The organism is Arthrobacter globiformis NBRC 12137 (genome assembly GCF_000238915.1).
Taxonomy (GTDB): domain Bacteria; phylum Actinomycetota; class Actinomycetes; order Actinomycetales; family Micrococcaceae; genus Arthrobacter; species Arthrobacter globiformis.
Map to the genome: position 1 here is coordinate 198,238 of NZ_BAEG01000083.1, position 19,789 is coordinate 218,026.

At 67.4% G+C, this 19,789-nt stretch carries 19 protein-coding genes; 9 read left to right on the top strand and 10 right to left on the bottom strand.

What is annotated here, in order from left to right; all coding sequences use genetic code 11:
* Positions 1-2: 2 nt before the first annotated feature.
* Positions 3-386, bottom strand: coding sequence for a cold-shock protein (locus ARGLB_RS16595; protein WP_003804678.1), 384 nt, complete (start codon positions 384-386; stop codon positions 3-5).
* Positions 387-569: 183 nt separating this feature from the next.
* Here ARGLB_RS16595 and ARGLB_RS16600 point away from each other — a divergent pair, with 183 nt between their 5' ends.
* From ARGLB_RS16600 to ARGLB_RS16625, 6 genes are all read left to right on the top strand, one after another.
* Positions 570-803 carry a hypothetical protein gene (locus tag ARGLB_RS16600; protein ID WP_043419480.1) on the top strand — a complete coding sequence of 78 codons (234 nt, stop codon included), beginning with the start codon at positions 570-572 and terminating at the stop codon, positions 801-803.
* A 10-nt stretch (positions 804-813) separates the two neighbouring features.
* Positions 814-3,306: a helicase-associated domain-containing protein gene (locus tag ARGLB_RS16605; RefSeq protein ID WP_003804682.1), complete on the top strand. Its 2,493-nt coding sequence runs from the start codon at positions 814-816 to the stop codon at positions 3,304-3,306.
* A 13-nt stretch (positions 3,307-3,319) separates the two neighbouring features.
* Positions 3,320-4,963 carry a DNA repair helicase XPB gene (locus ARGLB_RS16610; RefSeq protein ID WP_003804684.1) on the top strand — a complete coding sequence of 548 codons (1,644 nt, stop codon included), beginning with the start codon at positions 3,320-3,322 and terminating at the stop codon, positions 4,961-4,963.
* Positions 4,964-5,024: 61 nt separating this feature from the next.
* The gene (locus ARGLB_RS16615) at positions 5,025-5,738 is read left to right on the top strand and encodes a response regulator transcription factor (protein ID WP_043419482.1); all 714 of its coding nucleotides are present in this window, start codon (positions 5,025-5,027) and stop codon (positions 5,736-5,738) included.
* Positions 5,739-5,812: 74 nt separating this feature from the next.
* Positions 5,813-7,330, top strand: a complete 1,518-nt coding sequence (locus ARGLB_RS16620; RefSeq protein WP_050934394.1) for a sensor histidine kinase — start codon at positions 5,813-5,815, stop codon at positions 7,328-7,330.
* A 127-nt stretch (positions 7,331-7,457) separates the two neighbouring features.
* Positions 7,458-7,745, top strand: a complete 288-nt coding sequence (locus tag ARGLB_RS16625) for a WXG100 family type VII secretion target (protein ID WP_003804689.1) — start codon at positions 7,458-7,460, stop codon at positions 7,743-7,745.
* A 24-nt stretch (positions 7,746-7,769) separates the two neighbouring features.
* Here ARGLB_RS16625 and ARGLB_RS16630 read toward each other — a convergent pair whose 3' ends face one another.
* From ARGLB_RS16630 to ARGLB_RS16655, 6 genes are all read right to left on the bottom strand, one after another.
* Positions 7,770-8,843: a ribonuclease HI family protein gene (locus ARGLB_RS16630; RefSeq protein WP_003804693.1), complete on the bottom strand. Its 1,074-nt coding sequence runs from the start codon at positions 8,841-8,843 to the stop codon at positions 7,770-7,772.
* 117 nt (positions 8,844-8,960) lie between these two features.
* Positions 8,961-10,589, bottom strand: a complete 1,629-nt coding sequence (gene groL / locus ARGLB_RS16635) for a chaperonin GroEL (RefSeq protein ID WP_003804695.1) — start codon at positions 10,587-10,589, stop codon at positions 8,961-8,963.
* 300 nt (positions 10,590-10,889) lie between these two features.
* A complete protein-coding gene (locus ARGLB_RS16640) occupies positions 10,890-12,164 on the bottom strand; it encodes an ABC transporter substrate-binding protein (protein WP_003804697.1) in 1,275 nt (424 codons plus the stop codon).
* Positions 12,164-12,367: a cold-shock protein gene (locus ARGLB_RS16645; RefSeq protein ID WP_139023375.1), complete on the bottom strand. Its 204-nt coding sequence runs from the start codon at positions 12,365-12,367 to the stop codon at positions 12,164-12,166. The genes ARGLB_RS16640 and ARGLB_RS16645 overlap by 1 nt, the downstream gene beginning before the upstream one ends.
* Positions 12,368-12,525: 158 nt before the next feature.
* Positions 12,526-13,176 carry a LytR C-terminal domain-containing protein gene (locus ARGLB_RS16650; protein ID WP_003804701.1) on the bottom strand — a complete coding sequence of 217 codons (651 nt, stop codon included), beginning with the start codon at positions 13,174-13,176 and terminating at the stop codon, positions 12,526-12,528.
* 49 nt (positions 13,177-13,225) lie between these two features.
* On the bottom strand, positions 13,226-13,600 hold the full coding sequence (locus ARGLB_RS16655; protein ID WP_003804703.1) for a DUF3263 domain-containing protein: 375 nt from the start codon (positions 13,598-13,600) through the stop codon (positions 13,226-13,228).
* Positions 13,601-13,739: 139 nt separating this feature from the next.
* Here ARGLB_RS16655 and ARGLB_RS16660 point away from each other — a divergent pair, with 139 nt between their 5' ends.
* Entirely contained in the window at positions 13,740-14,528 is a 789-nt protein-coding gene (locus ARGLB_RS16660; RefSeq protein WP_043419484.1) for a uracil-DNA glycosylase, read from the top strand.
* Between the two features lie 10 nt (positions 14,529-14,538).
* A complete protein-coding gene (locus tag ARGLB_RS16665) occupies positions 14,539-15,378 on the top strand; it encodes a siderophore-interacting protein (protein WP_003804707.1) in 840 nt (279 codons plus the stop codon).
* Between the two features lie 35 nt (positions 15,379-15,413).
* On the opposite strand, the gene ARGLB_RS16670 is transcribed toward ARGLB_RS16665, so the two are convergent.
* Both ARGLB_RS16670 and ARGLB_RS16675 read right to left on the bottom strand, forming a co-directional pair.
* A complete protein-coding gene (locus ARGLB_RS16670) occupies positions 15,414-16,910 on the bottom strand; it encodes a threonine/serine exporter family protein (RefSeq protein ID WP_003804709.1) in 1,497 nt (498 codons plus the stop codon).
* A gap of 127 nt (positions 16,911-17,037) precedes the next feature.
* Entirely contained in the window at positions 17,038-18,111 is a 1,074-nt protein-coding gene (locus ARGLB_RS16675) for a lipid II:glycine glycyltransferase FemX (RefSeq protein WP_043419485.1), read from the bottom strand.
* Between the two features lie 151 nt (positions 18,112-18,262).
* On the opposite strand from ARGLB_RS16675, the gene ARGLB_RS16680 reads away from it, so the two are divergent.
* A complete protein-coding gene (locus tag ARGLB_RS16680; protein WP_003804714.1) occupies positions 18,263-18,835 on the top strand; it encodes a TspO/MBR family protein in 573 nt (190 codons plus the stop codon).
* Between the two features lies 1 nt (position 18,836).
* Here ARGLB_RS16680 and ARGLB_RS16685 read toward each other — a convergent pair.
* A partial coding sequence (locus ARGLB_RS16685; RefSeq protein ID WP_003804717.1) for an L-serine ammonia-lyase occupies positions 18,837-19,789 on the bottom strand: 953 nt, incomplete at its 5' end.

Below are 19,789 nucleotides of genomic sequence, written 5' to 3' on the forward strand. Positions count from 1 at the left end.
GCCTAGGCGTCCAGCTCGTCGGCAACCTTACGCAGGGCAGCGGCAATGGCCTTGCCCTTGTTGCCATCCGGGTACTTGCCGGACGACAGCGTGCCGGACAGGTTGTCCAGAACCGTCACCAGGTCCTGCACCAGCGGGGCGAGATCCCTCGCGCTGGGGCGCTTTGCCTTGGCGATGGACGGCGTCTTTTCGAGGACGCGCAGGCCCAGGGCCTGGGCGCCTTTGCGTCCGTCCGCGACGCCGAACTCAACCCGGGTGCCGGCTTTCAGTTCAGAAACTCCGGCGGGCAATGCGGACTTGGGAAGGAACACTTCCTGCCCGTCCTCGCCCGCGAGGAATCCGAAACCTTTGTCCTTGTCGTACCACTTGACCTTGCCGGTAGGCACCTAATCAACCTTCTTCGTTCTGACGTTCTGGGACATGGCCAGCCGTCACCGCATCCACACTGATGTGCGGGTTCAAGGTATGACTGACTGGTCCATGTTGGTCTGTTCCTTCAAGGTTATCCTGACTGGCAGGCTAATCCCGCTTTGAGGCGCGGCCGCGGCGCTGCTGTTAGCGTTACGTCCATGAATTCCGCGCGTTTCCGGCGGCCACTGATGGCCACCGCAGTGCTCCTTGCAGTTTTGTCCCTTGCCGCCGTCGGGGCGGTCATGGCGCTGGCCGCTGCGGGCCAGGCCGCGCCGCAGTGGATCACATCAACGGCGCTTTACGGCCTTCCGGCGGCCTTCCTGCTGATGCTTGTGCTGGTGGTCGACGGCGTTGCCGCCCGCCGCCGGGCAGGAAGCCCCGGCGGGCGGTAACGTTGGACTGATGTCCCTCATTCGAGCGCTCAGCAAGGAACTGGAGGCACGCAGCGACGAGTCACTGCGTGCCCTGTTCGCTGCGCGGCCGGACCTGATCTCCCCCGGCGTTCCCGACTTCCCCGCGCTGGCCGCCCGCGCCAGCGCGCGGGTGAGCGTGCAGCGGGCCCTGGAACGACTGAACCGCCCGCAAATGCAGGTCCTGGAGACCCTGCACCTGTGCACCAACACGGACACCGGGCACAGCGCATCGGCCGCGGTGCTGAAGAAGTCCATCGCAGGGGCCACGGTGGCGGCCATCGAGCAGCTCCTGCAGTCGCTGCATGACCTGGCCCTCGTGCAGCGGGCGGAGCCGCCGCACGGCGCGGGACCCGGCGCCCAGCGGCAGCGCTTCTACCTTCCGGTGAGCAGCCTGAAGGACGTCGTCGGGATCTACCCCGCCGGGCTGGGGCGCAGCTACACCGAGCTGGTCAGGCTGCAGCCGGCTTTCGCCCAGCGCGTTGTCCAGCTTGTCGCGGAGCTGCACCGCAGCGGCGCCGCCGTGCAGCCTGCCACCACCCCGATGGAGGCGGCGCTGGCGCTGCAGCACTGGACCTCTTCCCCGGAAGGGCTGCACGCGCTCCTCGGCAGCGCCCCGGAACGGACGGCTGCACTGCTGGCACGGTTCAGCAACTGGGCCATGGGCGCCGTCCCCCAAGCCCAGCGGAAGGCTTCCGTCACAACTGAAGGTCACGACGTCGGGCCCGTCGACTGGCTGTTGGCCCGCGGCCTGCTGGTTCCGCTGGACGCCGCCCACGTGGAACTTCCGCACAGCGTAGGCATCTCCCTGCGCGGCGGCGCCATCATCGACAACTTCTCCCTCACGCCCCCGGCGCCGACGCTCGGCGTCACCACTGCCGCGCTCCGCCGCAATGCCGCGCTCGGCGCGATCGCCGAGACCCTGCGCCTCACCGGCGAACTGCTGCACGCCGTGAGGGGCCAGCCCCTGGCCACCCTGCGGAGCGGCGGCGTGGGCATCCGCGAAATGCGGAGGCTCGCCGAGACGCTCCGCGTGGACCACCACACCACCGCCGTGCTGCTGGAGCTCAGCGCCCTGGCGGGCCTGATCCGGCTGGACGTGGACAGCTCGTGCTGGGTGCAGCCGCCCCAGCTGGAATGGCTCGGACTGCCGCGGCAGGAACAGTGGCTGTGGCTCGTCAACGCCTGGCTGGCGAGCGAGCGGGCCCCGTCACTCGTGGGGCAGCCCATCAATGGCCAGCCCGCAGGGCCCGCGAGCCACCGGGCCGCCCCGGCGGCCACCGTCAACGCCCTCTCCGCCGAGGCCCAGCGGGCCGACGCACCCGTTATCCGCAAGAGGATCCTGGAGATACTGCGGGAGCTGACGCTCGAAGCGGAGATGCCGGACGGTGCGGCGCCGGTACTCAACGCGGAGGCAGTGCTGCAGCGTGCTGAGTGGTCCCAGCCCCGCATGGCGCGGCGGTTCAGTTCCCTGATCGGTGGCGTCCTGGCCGAGGCGGAGCTGCTGGGGCTGATCGGGTCCGGCGCCCTCAGCCAGCTGGGTGCCGCCATCGCCGCGGATGCGCCTGACGACGCCATGAACCTCCTCGGCGAACACCTGCCCGCAGCCCTCAACCACGTGCTCCTGCAGGCGGACCTGACCGCGGTAGCGCCCGGCTATCTGTCCCCCGAGCTGGCCGAGCAGCTCCAGCGGATGGCCGACGCCGAAGGGCAGGGCCCGGCCACCACGTACCGGTTCTCCGTGGAGTCCATCCGGCGCGCGCTGGACTCGGGCCAGGACGCAGCAGCAATCCTCGATTTCCTCCGCCGGCACTCCGCCACCGCCGTACCGCAGCCGCTGCAGTACCTCGTGGAGGACACGGCCGCCAGGCACGGCAAGCTGCGGGTCGGGGCGGCCGCCAGCTTCATCCAGAGTGACGACGAAGCCGCACTCAGTGAGCTCTGCCGGGAAGCTGCAGCCTCATCCCTGGGCCTGGTCCGGATCGCCCCCACCGTCCTGGTCTCCATGGTCTCTCCCCGGCAGACGGCTCTCGTGCTGCGCGGGCTGGGACTGTCACCCGCCATAGAAGAGGCCGGATCCGCCGTCGTACACCTCAACCGCACCGCGCCCGCAGCGGCCACCGGGCGCCCCGTCTACAGTGCGCCGCGAACCGCCCTCCCCGACGCCGACGTCACCGCCCAGCTCGCCGTCCTCCGCCGCCATGCGGAGCACGGCGGCAGCCCCAACGGTGCCCGTCCGGCTCCCGCCGGCGGCGAGGCGGCAACCCAGCTGGGACTGGAGACCCTGCACAAGGCCATCCGACTCCGGCAGAAAGTCGTGATGAACGTGGTGGACAGCCTGGGGAATGCGAAACTGGAAACGGTGGTTCCGGTATCCGTGGCGGGCGGACGCGTCCGTGTCTTCGACCCCGCGAAGGACACGGAGCGGGTGCTTTCCATCCACCGCATCATCGATATCGAGGCAGCAGAGGAAATGCAGCAGTGAAGGTTCTATCTGCGTGAATGACGGCCCCCTGATTGTCCAGAGCGACAAGACCATCCTCCTCGAAGTGGACCACGAGCAGGCGACGGAGGCCCGGCACGCCATCGCGGCCTTCGCCGAGCTGGAGCGCGCGCCCGAGCACATGCACAGCTACCGGCTCACGCCGCTGGGGCTTTGGAACGCCCGGGCAGCAGGGCTCGACGCCGAGAGGGTGCTGGACACGCTGCTCACCTATTCCCGCTTCCCGGTGCCGCACTCGCTGCTGATCGACATCGAAGAAACCATGTCCCGGTACGGCCGGTTGCGGCTGGAGAAGGACCCCCAGCACGGGCTGGTCATGCGCACCAGCGACTATCCGGTGCTGGAGGAGGTCAGCAGGGCCAAGAAGATCCAGCCGCTGCTGGGTCCGCGCATCGACGCGGAGACCGTGGTGGTCCATTCCTCCCAGCGCGGCCAGCTGAAGCAGCTGCTGCTGAAGATCGGCTGGCCCGCGGAGGACCTGGCCGGCTACGTGGACGGCACACCGCACCCCATACTGCTCAACGAATCCGGCTGGACACTGCGGCCGTACCAGCGGCTGGCCACGGAGAACTTCTGGGCCGGCGGCAGCGGCGTCGTCGTGCTCCCCTGCGGCGCCGGAAAGACACTCGTGGGCGCCGCGGCGATGGCCACGAGTTCCACCACAACGCTGATCCTCGTCACCAACACGGTCTCGGCCCGGCAGTGGAAGGATGAGCTGCTCCGGCGCACCTCGCTGACCGAGGACGAGATCGGCGAGTATTCTGGCGCCGTCAAGGAGGTCCGTCCGGTGACGATCGCAACCTACCAGGTCCTCACCACCAAGCGCGGCGGCCTGTACCCGCACCTTGAGCTCGTGGACGGCCACGACTGGGGGCTGATCATCTACGACGAGGTCCACCTGCTGCCCGCGCCGATCTTCCGGATGACGGCGGACCTGCAGGCCCGCCGGCGGCTCGGCCTCACGGCAACCCTGGTGCGCGAGGACGGCCGGGAAGGGGAGGTCTTCAGCCTCATCGGCCCCAAACGCTATGACGCGCCGTGGAAGGACATCGAAGCGCAGGGCTACATCGCCCCCGCGGACTGCGTGGAGGTGCGCGTGGACCTTCCCAAGGACGAGCGCGTGGCCTACGCCATGGCCGAGGACGCGGACAAGTACCGGCTGTGCGCCACGTCCGAGACCAAGACCCTCGTGGCCGAGCAGCTGGTGGCGCACCACCGAGGCGAGCAGGTCCTCGTGATCGGGCAGTACATCGACCAGCTCGACGAACTCGGTGAGCGGCTGGGCGCCCCGGTCATCAAGGGCGAAACCCCGGTCAAGGCGCGGCAGAAGCTCTTTGACGCCTTCCGCGCCGGAGAGGTCCAGACGCTCGTGGTGTCCAAGGTGGCCAACTTTTCCATCGACCTCCCGGAAGCCTCCGTGGCCATCCAGGTCTCCGGCTCCTTCGGCTCGCGCCAGGAGGAGGCCCAGCGGCTCGGCCGGCTGCTGCGCCCCAAGCAGGACGGCCGGGCGGCACGCTTCTACTCCCTCGTTGCCCGCGACACCCTGGACCAGGATTTCGCGGCCAAGCGCCAGCGCTTCCTGGCCGAGCAGGGATACGCCTACCGCATCATGGACGCCAAGGACGTCGAATCCTGCTGACCCAAGCAACGCACAACATACATCCAGAAAACTCCCAGATTCTGGGAGCATCATGGGAGATATGAAAAAGAACAGCGCCGAAGCGAAGCTCCTCGTGGTTGATGACGAACCGAACATCCGCGAGCTGCTTTCCACGTCCTTGCGCTTCGCCGGCTTTGAAGTGGTGTCCGCCGGGAACGGGCGGGAGGCGCTGGCCGCCGTCGAGGCGCACGCACCCGACCTCGCGGTGCTGGACGTCATGCTTCCGGACATGGACGGCTTCACCGTCACCCGCCGGCTGCGCGCGGCAGGCAAGCATTTCCCTGTCCTCTTCCTGACCGCCAAGGATGACACCGAGGACAAGGTCACCGGCCTCACAGTGGGCGGGGACGACTACGTCACCAAGCCCTTCAGCCTGGACGAGGTGGTGGCCCGCATCCGCGCCGTGCTCCGCAGGACACAGCCGATGCTGGAGGACGACGAGGCCGTCATCCGGGTGGACGATCTGGAGCTCGACGACGACGCCCACGAGGTGCGCCGCGGCGGCAAGGTGATCGAGCTGTCGCCCACCGAATTCAAGCTGCTCCGCTACCTGATGCTGAACCCGAACCGGGTCCTGTCCAAAGCACAGATCCTGGACCACGTCTGGGAATACGACTTCAACGGTGACGCCTCCATCGTTGAGTCCTACATTTCCTACCTGCGGCGCAAAGTGGACATCGATCCTGACGCCCCGGCCCTCATCCAGACCAAGCGCGGCGTCGGCTACGTGCTGCGGACAGCAGAAAAGCGCTGACGTTGCTCGAGCGTTGGAGGTCCGCGCTGGAGCGCTGGAAGTCCGCCACCCTCAGGTCCCAGCTGGTAGCCATCATGATGGCCCTTCTGCTCGTTGCCCTCGCCGTGACCGGGACAGGTGCGCTGACGCTGCTGCGCGGCTACCTCCAGGGCCAGGTGGACGATAAGCTGCGGGCCGCCGTCGAAGCCGCCCAGCGCCAGCGCTCCATCTCCCCCATTGCCAACCCGGTGATTCCCACGGATTACACAGTGACCCTCTATTATCCGGGAGCCGCGGCGAGCCACCTGGACGAGAAGCCCGACCGCCCTGACATTGAATCGATCTCCCTGGATGAAGCCCGTGAGCGCGATCTGAGGCCGTACCAGGTGCGGGGCACCGACGGTGAGAACTGGCGCGTGGTGGCAGTTCCCGTTGTTGTGGGAAGCGAGCAGCAGCGGGCGGTGGTGGTTATCGGGCTGCCGCTGTCCACGGTGGATGAGGTGCTGCGCCTTTCCACCCTGGTGGTGGTGGGTGTTGGACTGCTGACGCTCATCCTCGCCTTCTTCATCGCCAACTGGACCGTGACCAGGTCCTTCCGTCCGCTGGCAAGAGTGGAGAAGACCGCCGCCGCCATTGCCGCCGGCGACCTGTCGCGCCGTGTCGACGTGGAGAACCCCGCCACGGAGGTGGGCCGCCTCGGCCGGTCGCTGAACGCCATGCTCGCCCACATCGAGGCCGCCTTCGCGGCCCGGATGGCGTCCGAGGACCGGATGCGCCGGTTCGCGGCGGACGCGTCCCATGAGCTGCGGACCCCGCTGGTGACGATCAGGGGCTACTCGGAGCTGTACCGGCACGGCGCGCTGCAGTCGTCGGAGGACGTGGCCAGCGCCATGGGCCGGATCGAGAGTGAGGCCAAGCGGATGGGCTCCATGGTGGAGGACCTGCTGCTGCTGGCACGGCTCGACGAGCAGCGGCCGCTGCAGCGCAAGCCGATCGACCTGCAGCTGCTTGCCCATGACGCCGTGGTGGACACCCAGGCCAGCGAACGGAACCGCACCATCACCCTGACCGGCCTGCACAACGGCAGCGCCGAACCGGCACCGGTGCTCGGCGATGAGGCGAAGCTCCGCCAGGTCATCGGCAACCTGGTGGGCAACGCGCTGCGCTACACGCCCGGGGGAACCCCCATCGAACTCGCCGTGGGCGTCCGGCGGGCCGACGACGGTTCCGCTCAGTCCGTCCTGGAGGTCCGGGACCACGGCCCCGGGATCTCCGACACGGAGGCGCCCAAGGTCTTTGAGCGCTTCTACCGGGCCGACACGTCACGCACCCGGGAGACGGGCGGCAGCGGGCTGGGACTGGCGATCGTGGCTGCCATTGTCGGCTCGCACGGCGGCTCCGTCCGGGTGGAAGGTACCGACGGCGGAGGCGCAACCCTTGTGGTCAGCCTTCCACTCCGGGAGGACTCCCCCGAGGCGGACAGCCGGGAAGTGGATGCTCCGGAGGTGGACGGCATCGGGACATTCTCGGACAGCGCCGACGCAGACGGTGTCACCGGGTCCGACGCTGCCGGCGGGAACCGCGCTGCCGGCGGGCACCGGTTATCCACATAGCGGATCCGGCTGTGGTGCCGGCCGCCCGCGGGTTCCTAGGCTCGATGTAGCGGACCGGAACGGCCGGTCCGCCAGCCACAGCGACTGCCCTGCCGGGGCAGTTCCTCAAGTTGTCGAGAGGCCCGCCATGAGCATCATTACCGTCGATACCGATCAACTGCAGGTGAAGTCAGCCAACGTCAAGGCAACCGTCGACCGGATCAGCGCCGACGTCCAGGCGATGAAGCACGGCCTGGACGAACTGCAGGCCACGTGGCGAGGTTCGGCTGCCACCAACTTCCAGGCCCTCGTTGCCGAGTGGACGCTGACGCAGGGCAAGGTCGAGGCCTCCCTCGCCTCCATCAACCTGGCCCTGTCATCGGCCGCGGACACCTATGCGCAAGCGGAACTGGGCAACGCGCAGCGCTTCAGCTGACGACTGCCCGGCTCGGGCCCCGGCTCAGGCCTCGGGTGTGCCCTGGTGGAACCGCAGGCGCCACTGTTCGCCGTCCAGGACCCACAGGGAGCTCCGCAGGGCTGAGCCGGCGCGCGAGTAGCTGCGGTAGGTCAGCAGGACCGTGTCCGTGCCGATCCGGTCGGCGCTGAGCACGTCCAGGTCGACAGGACCTGCGGGGCTTTCCTCGAGGGACATCATCATCGCGTCGCGGGTCCAGAGGCGCCCGGCGGTACCGATTTCGGTGAAGTCCGGGTGCAGGAGCTGCCCCGTCCGGCCGATGTCGCTCCGGACATCAGGGCGAAGAAGCTCACGTTCGAAGGCCTCGACAATCTGTTCGGGCGTGGCGCCGGCCGGAGGCTGCGAAAACTCCTCTACACCAAGGTCGCCGGCACTCAGTTCACTGAAGAGGTCGGGCTCGTCTCCGAAGAGGGCCGGAGTTCCGGACTCGAAGCGGACCTGGTCGGCGGCTTCGCTGCGGGCCGGGGTTCCTGCCGTGCCGCGGGCCAGTGTTTCAGCCGCGCCCCGGGCCGGTGTGTCGGGTTCAAACAGCGGAGGGATGCCGCCCTCGCCACGGCCCTCCTTGACGGGCCGCCGGCCTGCCGCCGGTTCCGCGTCGGGGAAGCCGGGTCCTGAGCGGGCGGCAACACCCTGCTGGTAGGCGATCGCCACGGCCCTGGCGCGCTCGTCGGCGGCTTCGTTCAGCTCGTGCCCGGCGTGGCCCTTGACCCATTCGAACCTGTACTTCCGCCCGGCGAGCTCCCGGTCGATGTCCTTGAGGATGTCCACGTTGAGCACGGGCTTGCCGTCGGCTTTGCGCCATCCTTTGCGCTTCCATCCGGGCATCCACTTGGTCACGGAATTGATCACGTACTGGCTGTCGCAGAGGATGTGCAGGTCCTCGTCGGGGAGATGCGCGGTGGAGCGGAAGAGGTCCAGGACAGCCATCAGCTCACCCTGGTTGTTGGTGCCGTGCGGCCAGCCGCCGGCCCGCCAGCAGTCGTCGTTCACGTACCAGGCCCAGCCTGCGGGACCCGGGTTTCCCAATGCCGAACCGTCGGCTGCTGCAGTAATCGTCACCGAACCATCCTGCCAGACTGGACAGACAAAAAATGCGCAGACAAAACGCGCACACAAAAAAGTGCGGCCCCCTCGGTGGAGGGGACCGCACTTTTAGACTCTAGAAGCAGCGGGTGGCTAGAAGCCGCCCATGCCGCCCATCTCGTCGCCGCCGCCGACGGCCGGGGCGTTCTTCTCCGGCTTGTCGGCCACAACGGCCTCAGTGGTGAGGAACAGACCGGCAATGGAAGCCGCGTTCTGCAGGGCAGAGCGGGTCACCTTTACGGGGTCGTTCACGCCGGCAGCCAGCAGGTCGACGTATTCGCCGGTTGCTGCGTTCAGTCCGTGGCCTGCGGGCAGGCCGCGGACCTTGTCGACCACGACGCCGGGCTCGAGGCCGGCGTTGAAGGCGATCTGCTTCAGCGGGGCGTCGATGGCAACGCGGACGATGTTCGCGCCGGTTGCTTCGTCGCCGGTCAGGTTCAGGTTGGCGAATGCCTTGGCGCCGGCCTGGATCAGGGCCACGCCACCACCGGCAACGATGCCCTCTTCGACGGCAGCCTTTGCGTTGCGGACAGCGTCCTCAATGCGGTGCTTGCGCTCCTTGAGCTCGACCTCCGTGGCGGCACCGGCCTTGATGACTGCAACGCCGCCGGCCAGCTTGGCCAGGCGCTCCTGCAGCTTCTCGCGGTCGTAGTCGGAGTCGGAGTTTTCGATCTCGGCGCGGATCTGGGAAACGCGGCCGGCGATCTGGTCGGCGTCGCCTGCACCTTCGACGATGGTGGTCTCGTCCTTGGTGACAACAACCTTGCGTGCCTTGCCCAGGAGTTCGAGGCCGGCGGTCTCAAGCTTGAGGCCAACTTCCTCGGCGATGACCTGGCCGCCGGTGAGGATGGCGATGTCAGCAAGCTGTGCCTTGCGGCGGTCACCGAAGCCCGGAGCCTTGACGGCGACGGACTTGAAGGTGCCACGGATCTTGTTGACGATCAGGGTGGCCAGGGCCTCGCCCTCGATGTCTTCGGCGATGATCAGCAGCGGCTTGTTGGACTGCATGACCTTCTCGAGGACAGCAACCAGTTCCTTGACGTTGGAGATCTTGGAGTTGACGATCAGGATGTACGGGTCTTCGAGGACCGTTTCCTGGCGCTCGGTGTCCGTGACGAAGTATGCGGAGATGTAGCCCTTGTCGAAGCGCATGCCTTCGGTGAGCTCCAGCTCGAGGCCGAAGGTGTTGGACTCCTCGACCGTGATGACGCCTTCCTTGCCCACCTTGTCCAGGGCTTCGGCGATCAGGGCGCCGATTTCGTCGTCACCGGCGGAGATGGAAGCCGTGGCTGCGATCTCTTCCTTGGTTTCGATTTCCTTGGCGGAGTTCAGCAGTTCAGCGGTTACGGCTTCAACGGCCTTCTCGATGCCGCGCTTGAGGGACAGCGGGTCAGCGCCGGCCGCGACGTTGCGCAGGCCTTCCTTGACCAGTGCCTGGGCCAGGACGGTGGCCGTGGTGGTGCCGTCACCAGCGACGTCATCCGTCTTCTTGGCAACTTCCTTGACCAGCTCGGCGCCGATCTTCTCGTAGGGATCGTCCAGCTCGATCTCCTTGGCGATGGAAACACCATCGTTGGTGATCGTGGGAGCGCCCCACTTCTTTTCGAGGACGACGTTGCGGCCACGCGGGCCGAGGGTGACCTTGACGGCGTCGGCGAGGATGTTCAGGCCCCGCTCAAGACCGCGGCGTGCCTCTTCATCAAATGCAATGATCTTGGCCATAACGGCAATAGTCCTTTCGGGACAGTCGTTAAGAAGGAACCTCGCTGCGGTGCCCGCGACGGACGATCCTTTCTGCAGGCCTCTGTATGCCCGACAGTCCGGATCTCACCCCAACCAGGTGTTTCTTTCGCTCCTTGCGCCGCCGCCGGGGAGGTGCCGGCGTGAACCGGACGACCCTTTAGCAGTCGGCACGCTGGAGTGCTAATCAATAATTAGCACTCCCCCGGGGAGAGTGCAAGCAGATGCGCCTGTTAATCCCGCGAACGTGCGGAGTATTCGCTGCCAGCGATCAGCCAGCGATCAGCCGGCAGACCTGCCGGCGGCCTCGCTGCCCGTGAGCTTCGCCTTGTTGTCGGCTCCGTAGGTGAACACCATGAACTTGGCAGCGGTGACGTCTCCGTTAGCATCGAAGCGGACAGGTCCAGACTCGCCGTCGTAGTCGATGGCCTTTCCGTCCCGGATGGCGGCAAGGCAGTCCTTGTACGTCGAGCAGACGGCCCGCGGGCCGGACGGCGAGGCGGACGCCCGGCTGCCGGAAGTGCCGCCGGAGACGGGAATGAGCGTACCGGCGATGGAGGCACCGGCGTCGTCCTCTGCCTCAGCGGCGGCCAGGGCCGCGAGGTTCACGGCGTCATAGGTCTCGGCGGCGAACGTCATGTCCTTGAGTCCCGCATCGATGGCCACGAGTTCAGCCTGGAAGTGCGCCGAGGGGAAGACCCCGGGCACCAGGGCACGCGTTCCCTCCAGCGACTTCGATCCGAGGGCGGACCCGTACTGCCTGAAGCCGCCGTCGCCGAGGATGAGTTTGTTGCCCGGCAGCCCGGCGTTGGTGAGCTCGGCGATGGCGCCCTGCGCACCGTCCCGGGCAATGACGACGACGGCGTCCGGTGCCGCGTCGCGGGCAGCGGCCGCGGACTTCTGTGCCTCGCCCGCTTTGAAGCCGGAGACGGTGACGGGGTCCAGCCCGCCAGCCTTGGCCGAAGCGGACACTGCCGCAGACACGGCCTGGCCGTAGCTGCCGTCCTCGTAGACCACCGCGAGGCTGTTGGCTCCAGCGTCCTTGGCGAGTTTCACCAGCACGGGAGCCTGCGCGATGTCAGCCGCCGCCGTGCGGAAGTAGTAGCCGCCGCTTTTGTAGCTGCTGAGTTCGGGTGCCGTGTTGGCGGGAGAGATGAGCGTGATCCCGGCTTTGGACAGCACGTCGATGGCGGCCGGCGCTCGGCTGGAGTCGGTGGGACCGATCACGACGTCGGCCTTGGCATCGGCGAGTTTCCGGGCCTGCGCGGCGGTGTCGGCCCCGGCGGTTTCGGGCAGCAGTTCCACGGGCCGTCCCTTGTGTCCGCCCGCCGCGTTGATCTGCTGGACGGCGAGCTTGGCCGCAGCGAGTTGGGCGGCGTTCAGGAAGGCCTGGGGTCCGGTGTTGTCGAGGATCAGTCCGATCCGCAGGGTCCCGTCGCCGCTGGCTTCCACCGGAGCCGTCCGGGCATTGTCCCCGGATCCGGAGCAGGCAGCCAGCGTCATCACGACGGCGGCGCCCCAGACAGCGGATCCCAGGAGACCTGTGCGTCGTGCCACTAGACGGGCCGGACCTTTTCTGCCTGCGGACCCTTTTCGCCTTCGCCCACTTCAAGCTCCACCCGCTGGCCCTCATCCAGGGCCCGGTACCCGTCGGTCTGGATGGCCGACCAGTGCACAAAGACGTCGTCGCCCGATTCGTCAACGGTGATGAAGCCGTAGCCCTTGTCCGCGTTGAACCACTTCACGGTTCCCAATGCCATGATCCCCACACTTTCAGGTTGCTTCCGTAAGGCCCACGTCGGTGTGTGCCGTGAATTACGCCTTGAAGCCTGTCATAACTGTATCCAGTCAGGCCCTTGCAGGCGCAGGCCGACGGCCGGCAGCGGAGGCAATAGTTATTCAGGCGTAACCGGACCAGCTACTCGTAGCCGGGGCCCAGGACCACCGCAACGGGCGTCGGGAAGTCCGCGCTCTCGACCAGCGTGGGGATGTTCAGCAATGCACTGAGTGCCTCGGCGTTGGCCCTGTGGGCAGCGTCCGAGTAGAAGATCACCGACTGTTGCTGGGGAGCACCCTGCCAGTTGGCCACCTCACCGAGCACCCAGCCGTCGGACTTGACCGTGGCACCAACACGTCCGGCCAGTCCGGAAGTCAGCGTGCCATTGAAAATGGCGACCGGCTGCGACTTGTCCACCGCCGCAGGGACAATGGTTTCCGAGGTGGCCGGCTCCAGCGCGGAGGGCGACGCCGGGTCGGAGGCGGACGCCGAAGCCGAGGCGGTGGCGCTGGGTGCCGCACTTCCCGATGGCCTCGCCGTGGGGCTGGCCGACGCCGTGGAAGTGGAAATGGAAGTTCCGGCCGCCGCGGCGGGCTGTGGCGAGGTGGCGGTCTGGAAGCCCAGCTGCGGCAGCAGGAGGAAAGCAACCAGGCCGACGGCGAGCGCCCCGATTCCCACGGAAAGGATCGGCCACAACTTCGGGCGCGACGGCGCGGAGACAACGCGGTGTACGCCCTGCCGGGAGGAGTCCTCAGGCACCCTGTCGAATTCGTCCCGAGCAAAATTAGTCATGGTAAACAGGCGTCCTTGTTGGTTTTCGCCGGCAGTCCGGCACTAGCAGTTACGCGTCAGATCCAAGGCGGCGGGCAGTGCGGGCCCGCTGACGTGACGTACGTAGTCTACGCAATCTCTTTACCAGCATGGGGTCGTGGGCCAGCGCGTGCTCTGTATCAATGAGGGCATTGAGGATCTGGTAGTAGTGCGTCGCGGACAGGTCAAAGAGCTCGCGGATGGCCTGTTCCTTGGCGCCGGCGTACTTCCACCATTGCCGTTCCAGGGCAAGAATCTGCTGCTCCCGCTCACTCAGTGGCGAGTCCCGTGGCGTGAAGCCGTCCAGCAGCGAGCCGCTCCGCAACCCGTGCTCCTGCACTGAATCGTGCCCTGAATCCTGCACTGAATCCTGCTCGGTGAGATGGTCCTGCAACGGCTCGGCCACTGCGCTCTCCTTAGCTGAATCCGGTCAAAGTACCTCCCCTATGTTACGGAGGAATAACAGCCTTGTCATTTGCGGCGCGGCGGCACGGGCCGCCCATCCGTCGACGGTTGCGGCGGGCTCGGGCCAGCCGTGCGGGAGAATGGACACCGTGGAACCTGAACCGCTCTTCGACCTCGAGCCCATCATGGCTGGCCCGGACTTCGCGGAGCTGGCCGGCCTGCCCCTTGGCGAGCTGATGGCACCCGACTGGGCGGACGCGCTGGCGGGAGTGGAGGCCGAGTTGCGGTCCGTCCTGTCCTTCCTCGCCGGCGAGGAGGCGGCCGGGCAGCGTGTGCTGCCGTCGGCGTCGAACGTCCTCAGAGCTTTCCGGCAGCCCCTGAACGGGGTTCGGGTCCTGATCGTCGGCCAGGATCCCTATCCCACCCCCGGGCACGCTGTGGGGCTGGCCTTTTCCGTGGACGCCGGCACCCGCCCCATCCCGCGCAGCCTGGTTAACATCTACAAGGAACTCGAAACGGATCTGGGCCTGCCGCCGCGGATCCACGGCGATCTCGGCGCCTGGGCAGACCAGGGCGTCCTGCTGCTCAACCGGGTGCTGAGCGTACGTGAGGGCGCTGCCGGGTCCCACCGCGGCAAGGGCTGGGAACCGATCACGACGGCGGCTGTTGACGCCGTCGTCGGCCGCCGGACAGCGGGGGGAACCACAGCGCCTCTCGTCGCCGTGCTCTGGGGCAAGGATGCCGAGAGCGTCCGCCCCCTGCTGGGCAGTACGCCCGTGGTGGCCAGCGCCCACCCCAGCCCGCTCTCCGCCTCGCGGGGGTTCTTCGGCTCCCGGCCGTTCAGCCACGCGAACGACCTGCTGAAAGAGCAGGGTGCCGGGCCTGTGGACTGGGAACTCCCGGCGGTCCCGCCACGGTACTTAGGCTAGGCTTACCTGCATGACTTCCCTTCCGGCCACCACCACCGCCACGAAAAATTCCCGCCCGCAGGTCACCCTGAGCGTCCTTCGCCGGGAGCAGCTTTCCGCACACATGGTGCGGATCGTCGCCGGCGGTCCGGGGTTTGCTGACTACGTCAACAACGACTTCGTGGACCGGTACGTCAAGATCGTCTTTCCGCAGCCCGGGGTGGACTACCCCCAGCCCCTGGACCTTTGGGCCATCCGGGAGACCATGCCCCGCGAGCAGTGGCCGCACACCCGGACCTACACGGTCCGCTGGGTGGATACGGCCGCCGGCGAACTGGCCGTTGATTTCGTCGTTCACGGCGACGAGGGCCTGGCCGGTCCCTGGGCTGCCGCGGCCCAACCGGGCGACACCCTCATCTTCACGGGGCCCGGAGGCGGCTACAACCCCGATCCGGCCGCGGACTGGTACCTGCTGGCCGGGGATGAGGCCGCACTGCCGGCGGTGGCCGCCGTCATCGAATCCCTTCCCGCACACGCCCGCGGCGTCGCCTTTATCGAGGTGGGTTCGGACGCGGACGTCCAGGAGATTGCTGCCCCTGCCGGACTCGAGCTGGTCTGGCTTCAGCGCGGAGACGTTCCCGCCGGTGAGAGCAGCCAGCTGGTGGAGGCAGTGCGCACCGCCGCCTGGCCCGAGGGGCGCTTGAACGTGTTCGCGCACGGAGAGCGCGGCTACATGAAGGGCCTGCGGGAGGTGCTGTTCCGTGAGCGCGGCCTGGACCGCAGCCAGGTTTCGCTGTCCGGCTACTGGGCCAAGGGCCGGGTCGAGGACGTGTTCCAGGCTGAGAAGAAGCTGCCGATAGGCCAGATCTAAAGCCGGAAGATCTAACGCCGCAGGATCCAGCAGGCCTAGCGGCGGCGGGCGCGCCGCCGCTCGTTGCTGGCGAGGCTGCGCGTGAGCGGCCGGGCAAGCGTGTCACCGAGCACAATGCCGCCGGCCACGCCGAACACGATCGCACCGGCGCTGAGCATCCCGCCGGCCCCCAGCAGGATCTCGGACTCCTCGATGGTCAGAACATACATCGACCGGAATATAGTGAGGCCGGGCAGGAGAATCAGACCGGCCGGCACGGCGACCACCAGCTGCGGAGCCCCCATCTTCAAGGCCACCACGCGGGCCAGCAGGCCGATCACGACGGCGGCAAGCGCCGGCGAGAACCGCGCGCCAGCGCCCAGCAGGTCACTGCCGATGAGGACCAGGTGCCCCACTACGCCGACAGCCGCCGTCGGAAGCAGCAGTTTCCAGTCCGTTTGCTCGGTGATGCCGATCGCCACAACAGCGACGGCAACCATGATCACCTGTATCCACAGCGGATACGCGGGCGGAAAGGTCTCCGTGACGTCGATCGGCGCCATGCCGATCCGGTCCCCCACCACGAACGCGACTGCGATCCCGGCGACCACCGCCCCGAATGTCAGCAGCGTGGAAAGGAAACGTCCGGCCGCCGTGACGGGAAAGCCGTTGATGGCGTCCTGCACCGAGGAGACCAGGCGCCCGGTGGGAAGCAGCAGCAGGATGCCGCCCACCACCACAATGGCGGGGGCCAGCCGGAAGCCCACGGGACTGCCGAACTTCCACATGAGCAGCGCGATGACCGTAACCACAAAAGAGCACGCCGCCGTGACGAAGAAGTCAGGCGTCCGCCAGCGGCCCAGCTTCCTGGCCAGCAGGCTGATCAGGATATTGGACGCGAAGGCCACCGCGGAGGCGCCGGGGCCGCCGCCGATCACGCCAACGAACACCGCCGAGAAGACGGCGAACGCGACCGTCACCATCCAGCGCGGAAACGGCTTGGGGCTGCGGATGATCTCGTCGAGCCGCCGGATGGCCTCGTCCCGGCCAACGCCTCCGGCCACGATGTCGGTGACCAGTTGGTGGACCTTGGCAAGCCCGGCGTAGTTGTTCGTCCAGGAACGGACCACCCGCAGGAGCGCGATGGGAGTCTGGTCCTTCGGGGCGTAGTTGATGCCCACGGACTGGTTGGTGATGTCCACCTCGATGTTCTTCAGCCCCAGGGCTGCGGTGACCGCAATGATGCTCGTCTCCACCTCGAGGGAGCCCGCACCGTAGCGGAACATGGATTCAGCGAGATGCAGCGCAAAGTCCATGGTCTTGCGTGCCGACGTGTCGACGCCGCCCACCTGGATCATCGGGTTGGCATAGGGGCTCCCGGCGAGCCGGTCCACGATGCTCAGCGGCGCCGTCGGCGGACTTTCACTCTGCACCAGCCGGCGGAGCATGCGCTTGGCCGCCGCGTTCTGGTGCATCTGCGAGGGGGTGAGTGGCTCCGTTTTGGGCAGCCCGTCCGTGGGCGGCCGGTTTGCGCCGCGGGGTTGTTTGGCCATCAGGGCTCCCTCCGTTCAGGCCTCAGCCGTTCAGGCTCGCAGGTTGTGCAGCTGTATGGATCCAGTCTTTCAGGCTTCTGTCGCAAAAGGTCCCGGCTCCCCGGCGCAGTGCCGGGAATCACGGTCCTCAGTAAAACTGCTGCCCGGTGCGGCGCGTGTACAGCTGCCGGGCGACGCGTTCGCCTGCAACAATCCACGCCTTGTACTTCAACGGGCTGATGACCTGGTCATAGCAGCCGACGAAATCAGTGACCGTCTTGCTGAAGCTGGTCTTGAACAGCCCCAGCCCGTGGAAGGGATTCGACGTGTCCTTGAGTTTGTCGCTGGGTGGCGTTCCGCAGAAATCGTATTCGGTGCAGCCCAGCTCCTTGAGCTGGTTGATCGCTGTCCACTGCACCAGGTGCGAATCACCGTACTGGTTGCGTTTCTGGAGCGACCCGCCGTCCTTGTACGTGCCCTTGCGGCCGTAGTTGATGACAAACGCGCCCACCGAGGGAACCCCGTTTTCGTACACAAACATGAGCCTGCCCTGGCCGCGCTTGATGAAGTTCGTCCAGAACTGGCGGTAGTACTCGTATTCGCGGACCCGGACCTGCGACTTCGCCTGGACGGTGTCGGTCATCAGGGCGTACATGGACTTGAAGTTTTCCTCGCTGGGATCCACGTTGTGCACCTCGACGCCCTCACGGATGGCGCGGCGGACGGCGTTCCGTCCCCGTGAGTGGAGGTTGCGGAGCAGCTGGTTCTCCTCGGGGGAAATATCCAGCAGTGCCGTGGAGTCGTTGGGCTGCAGATTGTGCGTCTTGACCAGCCCGGCCCCCTCGATCACCCTTCGGGCGGCGTCGCTAAGGATGACGTCCGGCTCGATCTTGATGGCGAAGACGCCCAGCCGTGCGCGCTTGACGAACTCCGCGTTGGCCGCGGCGATCCCCGGGATGTCCTCGACGCCGGCAACGTCCGGCCCCTTGATGAGGTACCAGAGCTTGCCCAGCACCGGGAAGCTCTTTTCCAGGACGAGGTTGTAGCTCGTGTAATCGGCCGTTTCGTAGACAAGGTGCAGGGTCTTCCAGCCGAAGTGCTGCTTGACCTCGGCGAAGGCCTCCGACTGCAGCAGGTTTCCGCCGTTCGGATTCGCGGTGACGTGGGAGTCCCAGTTGGCAACCTCTTCGGAGGTGGCAAAGCGGGCAGTGAATTCTCGCAAGTGTGCCGTGTCCAATCTTCGCTTACGTTTCGTGCAGTTGCCGGAGAAGCAGCCTCAAGTCTATCCGCCAGGCCTCCCGGACCGCTTGCCGCGGGCACGTGATCCGGGAGGCCTCCTTGACTCTGGCTGCGCCCTTGGCAACTGTAGAGAAATGGAAAGCAGGGAGCGCGTACCGGCCGCGGGAGCCGGAGGAGGCACCAGCAGCAGAGGTGGCGGCGCGGAGCCTAAGCCGCGGCGCACCGCCGTCGACCTGGCCGCGCTCCCGGGGTTCCTGGCCGCGTCCGCCCTGGTGGCCTGGCTGGGTTCGCAGGCGACCATCAGCAACGTCACCGGCTGGTACGCCACCGCCGACAAGGCGCCGTGGTCTCCGCCCAACTGGCTGTTCGGGCCGGTCTGGACGGTGCTGTACACGGCCATGGCGGTGGCGGCGTGGCTCGTTTGGCGGAGCCGCAGCCCGAACCGCCGGACTGCGCTCACCGTGTACGGCGTGCAGTTGGGCCTGAACCTGGCCTGGACGCCCGTGTTCTTCGGGCTGTACCCGGTGTGGGGTTCGGCCGCGCTCTGGCTGGCACTGGGCATCATCATTGCGCTGGCGCTGGCCGTCGCCGCCACCGTGCTCCTGTTCGGGCCGATCCGCCGCACGGCCGGGCTGCTGATGCTGCCGTACCTGTCGTGGATCGTCTTCGCGGCGAGCCTGAACCTCTGGGCGGCCGTCAACAACTAGGTCAGCACTCGACGACGTTGACCGCCAGGCCGCCCATTGCGGTTTCCTTGTATTTGGAGCTCATGTCCTTGCCGGTCTCGCGCATGGTCACGATGACCTCATCCAGCGAGACCCGGTGCGAGCCGTCGCCCCACAGCGCCATCTTGGCCGCGTTGATCGCCTTGGCTGCGGCGATGGCGTTGCGTTCGATGCAGGGCACCTGGACCAGCCCGCCGATCGGGTCGCAGGTCAGGCCCAGGTTGTGTTCCATCGCGATCTCCGCGGCGTTCTCCACCTGCTGTGGCGTCCCGCCCATGACCTCGGCCAGGCCGGCCGCGGCCATCGACGACGCCGATCCCACCTCGCCCTGGCAGCCCACCTCCGCCCCGGAAATGGACGCCTGCTCCTTGTACAGGACCCCGACGGCGCCGGCGGCGAGCAGGAACTTCACCACCACGTCGTCGCGGTCCTCCCGGGTCGCCTGATCCATGCCCGGCGCGAAGTGCAGCGCGTAGTAGAGCACGGCCGGGATGATGCCCGCGGCGCCGTTCGTGGGGGCAGTCACCACCCGCCCGCCCGAGGCGTTCTCTTCGTTGACCGCCAGGGCGATCAGGTTCACCCACTCCTGCCAGTACTTCGGGTCCCGGTAGTCGGGATCGTGGTCCCGGCTTTCCTTCAGGAGCCGTTCGTGCCAGTCCGGGGCACGACGGCGGACCTTCAGTCCGCCGGGCAGCAGCCCCTCACGCTTGAGGCTGGTCGCCACGCAGCCCTCCATCACCGAGTAGATGTGCAGCAGGCCGTCCCGGATGTCCTCCTCGGACCGGGAGGCGCGCTCGTTGACCAGCATGACCTCGCCGATGGACAGGCCCTGGGCGCCGCAGTGCTCCAGCAACTCGGCGGCGGTCCGGAACGGCAGCGGCAGTTCCTTCCTGGACTCATCGAGCTCCTGCTGGGCTGCGTCCTCCTCACCCTCGC

What these genes read in the sequence shown, in the direction of transcription:
- ARGLB_RS16670 (WP_003804709.1), bottom strand. Translation starts at nt 16,910, where the DNA reads ATGGCCAAACAACCCCGCGGCGCAAACCGGCCGCCCACGGACGGGCTG.
- ARGLB_RS16625 (WP_003804689.1), top strand. Translation starts at nt 7,458, where the DNA reads ATGAGCATCATTACCGTCGATACCGATCAACTGCAGGTGAAGTCAGCC.
- ARGLB_RS16680 (WP_003804714.1), top strand. Translation starts at nt 18,263, where the DNA reads ATGGAAAGCAGGGAGCGCGTACCGGCCGCGGGAGCCGGAGGAGGCACC.
- ARGLB_RS16620 (WP_050934394.1), top strand. Translation starts at nt 5,813, where the DNA reads ATGATGGCCCTTCTGCTCGTTGCCCTCGCCGTGACCGGGACAGGTGCG.
- ARGLB_RS16650 (WP_003804701.1), bottom strand. Translation starts at nt 13,176, where the DNA reads ATGACTAATTTTGCTCGGGACGAATTCGACAGGGTGCCTGAGGACTCC.
- ARGLB_RS16645 (WP_139023375.1), bottom strand. Translation starts at nt 12,367, where the DNA reads ATGGCATTGGGAACCGTGAAGTGGTTCAACGCGGACAAGGGCTACGGC.
- ARGLB_RS16600 (WP_043419480.1), top strand. Translation starts at nt 570, where the DNA reads ATGAATTCCGCGCGTTTCCGGCGGCCACTGATGGCCACCGCAGTGCTC.
- groL (WP_003804695.1), bottom strand. Translation starts at nt 10,589, where the DNA reads ATGGCCAAGATCATTGCATTTGATGAAGAGGCACGCCGCGGTCTTGAG.
- ARGLB_RS16605 (WP_003804682.1), top strand. Translation starts at nt 814, where the DNA reads ATGTCCCTCATTCGAGCGCTCAGCAAGGAACTGGAGGCACGCAGCGAC.
- ARGLB_RS16665 (WP_003804707.1), top strand. Translation starts at nt 14,539, where the DNA reads ATGACTTCCCTTCCGGCCACCACCACCGCCACGAAAAATTCCCGCCCG.
- ARGLB_RS16660 (WP_043419484.1), top strand. Translation starts at nt 13,740, where the DNA reads ATGGACACCGTGGAACCTGAACCGCTCTTCGACCTCGAGCCCATCATG.
- ARGLB_RS16615 (WP_043419482.1), top strand. Translation starts at nt 5,025, where the DNA reads ATGAAAAAGAACAGCGCCGAAGCGAAGCTCCTCGTGGTTGATGACGAA.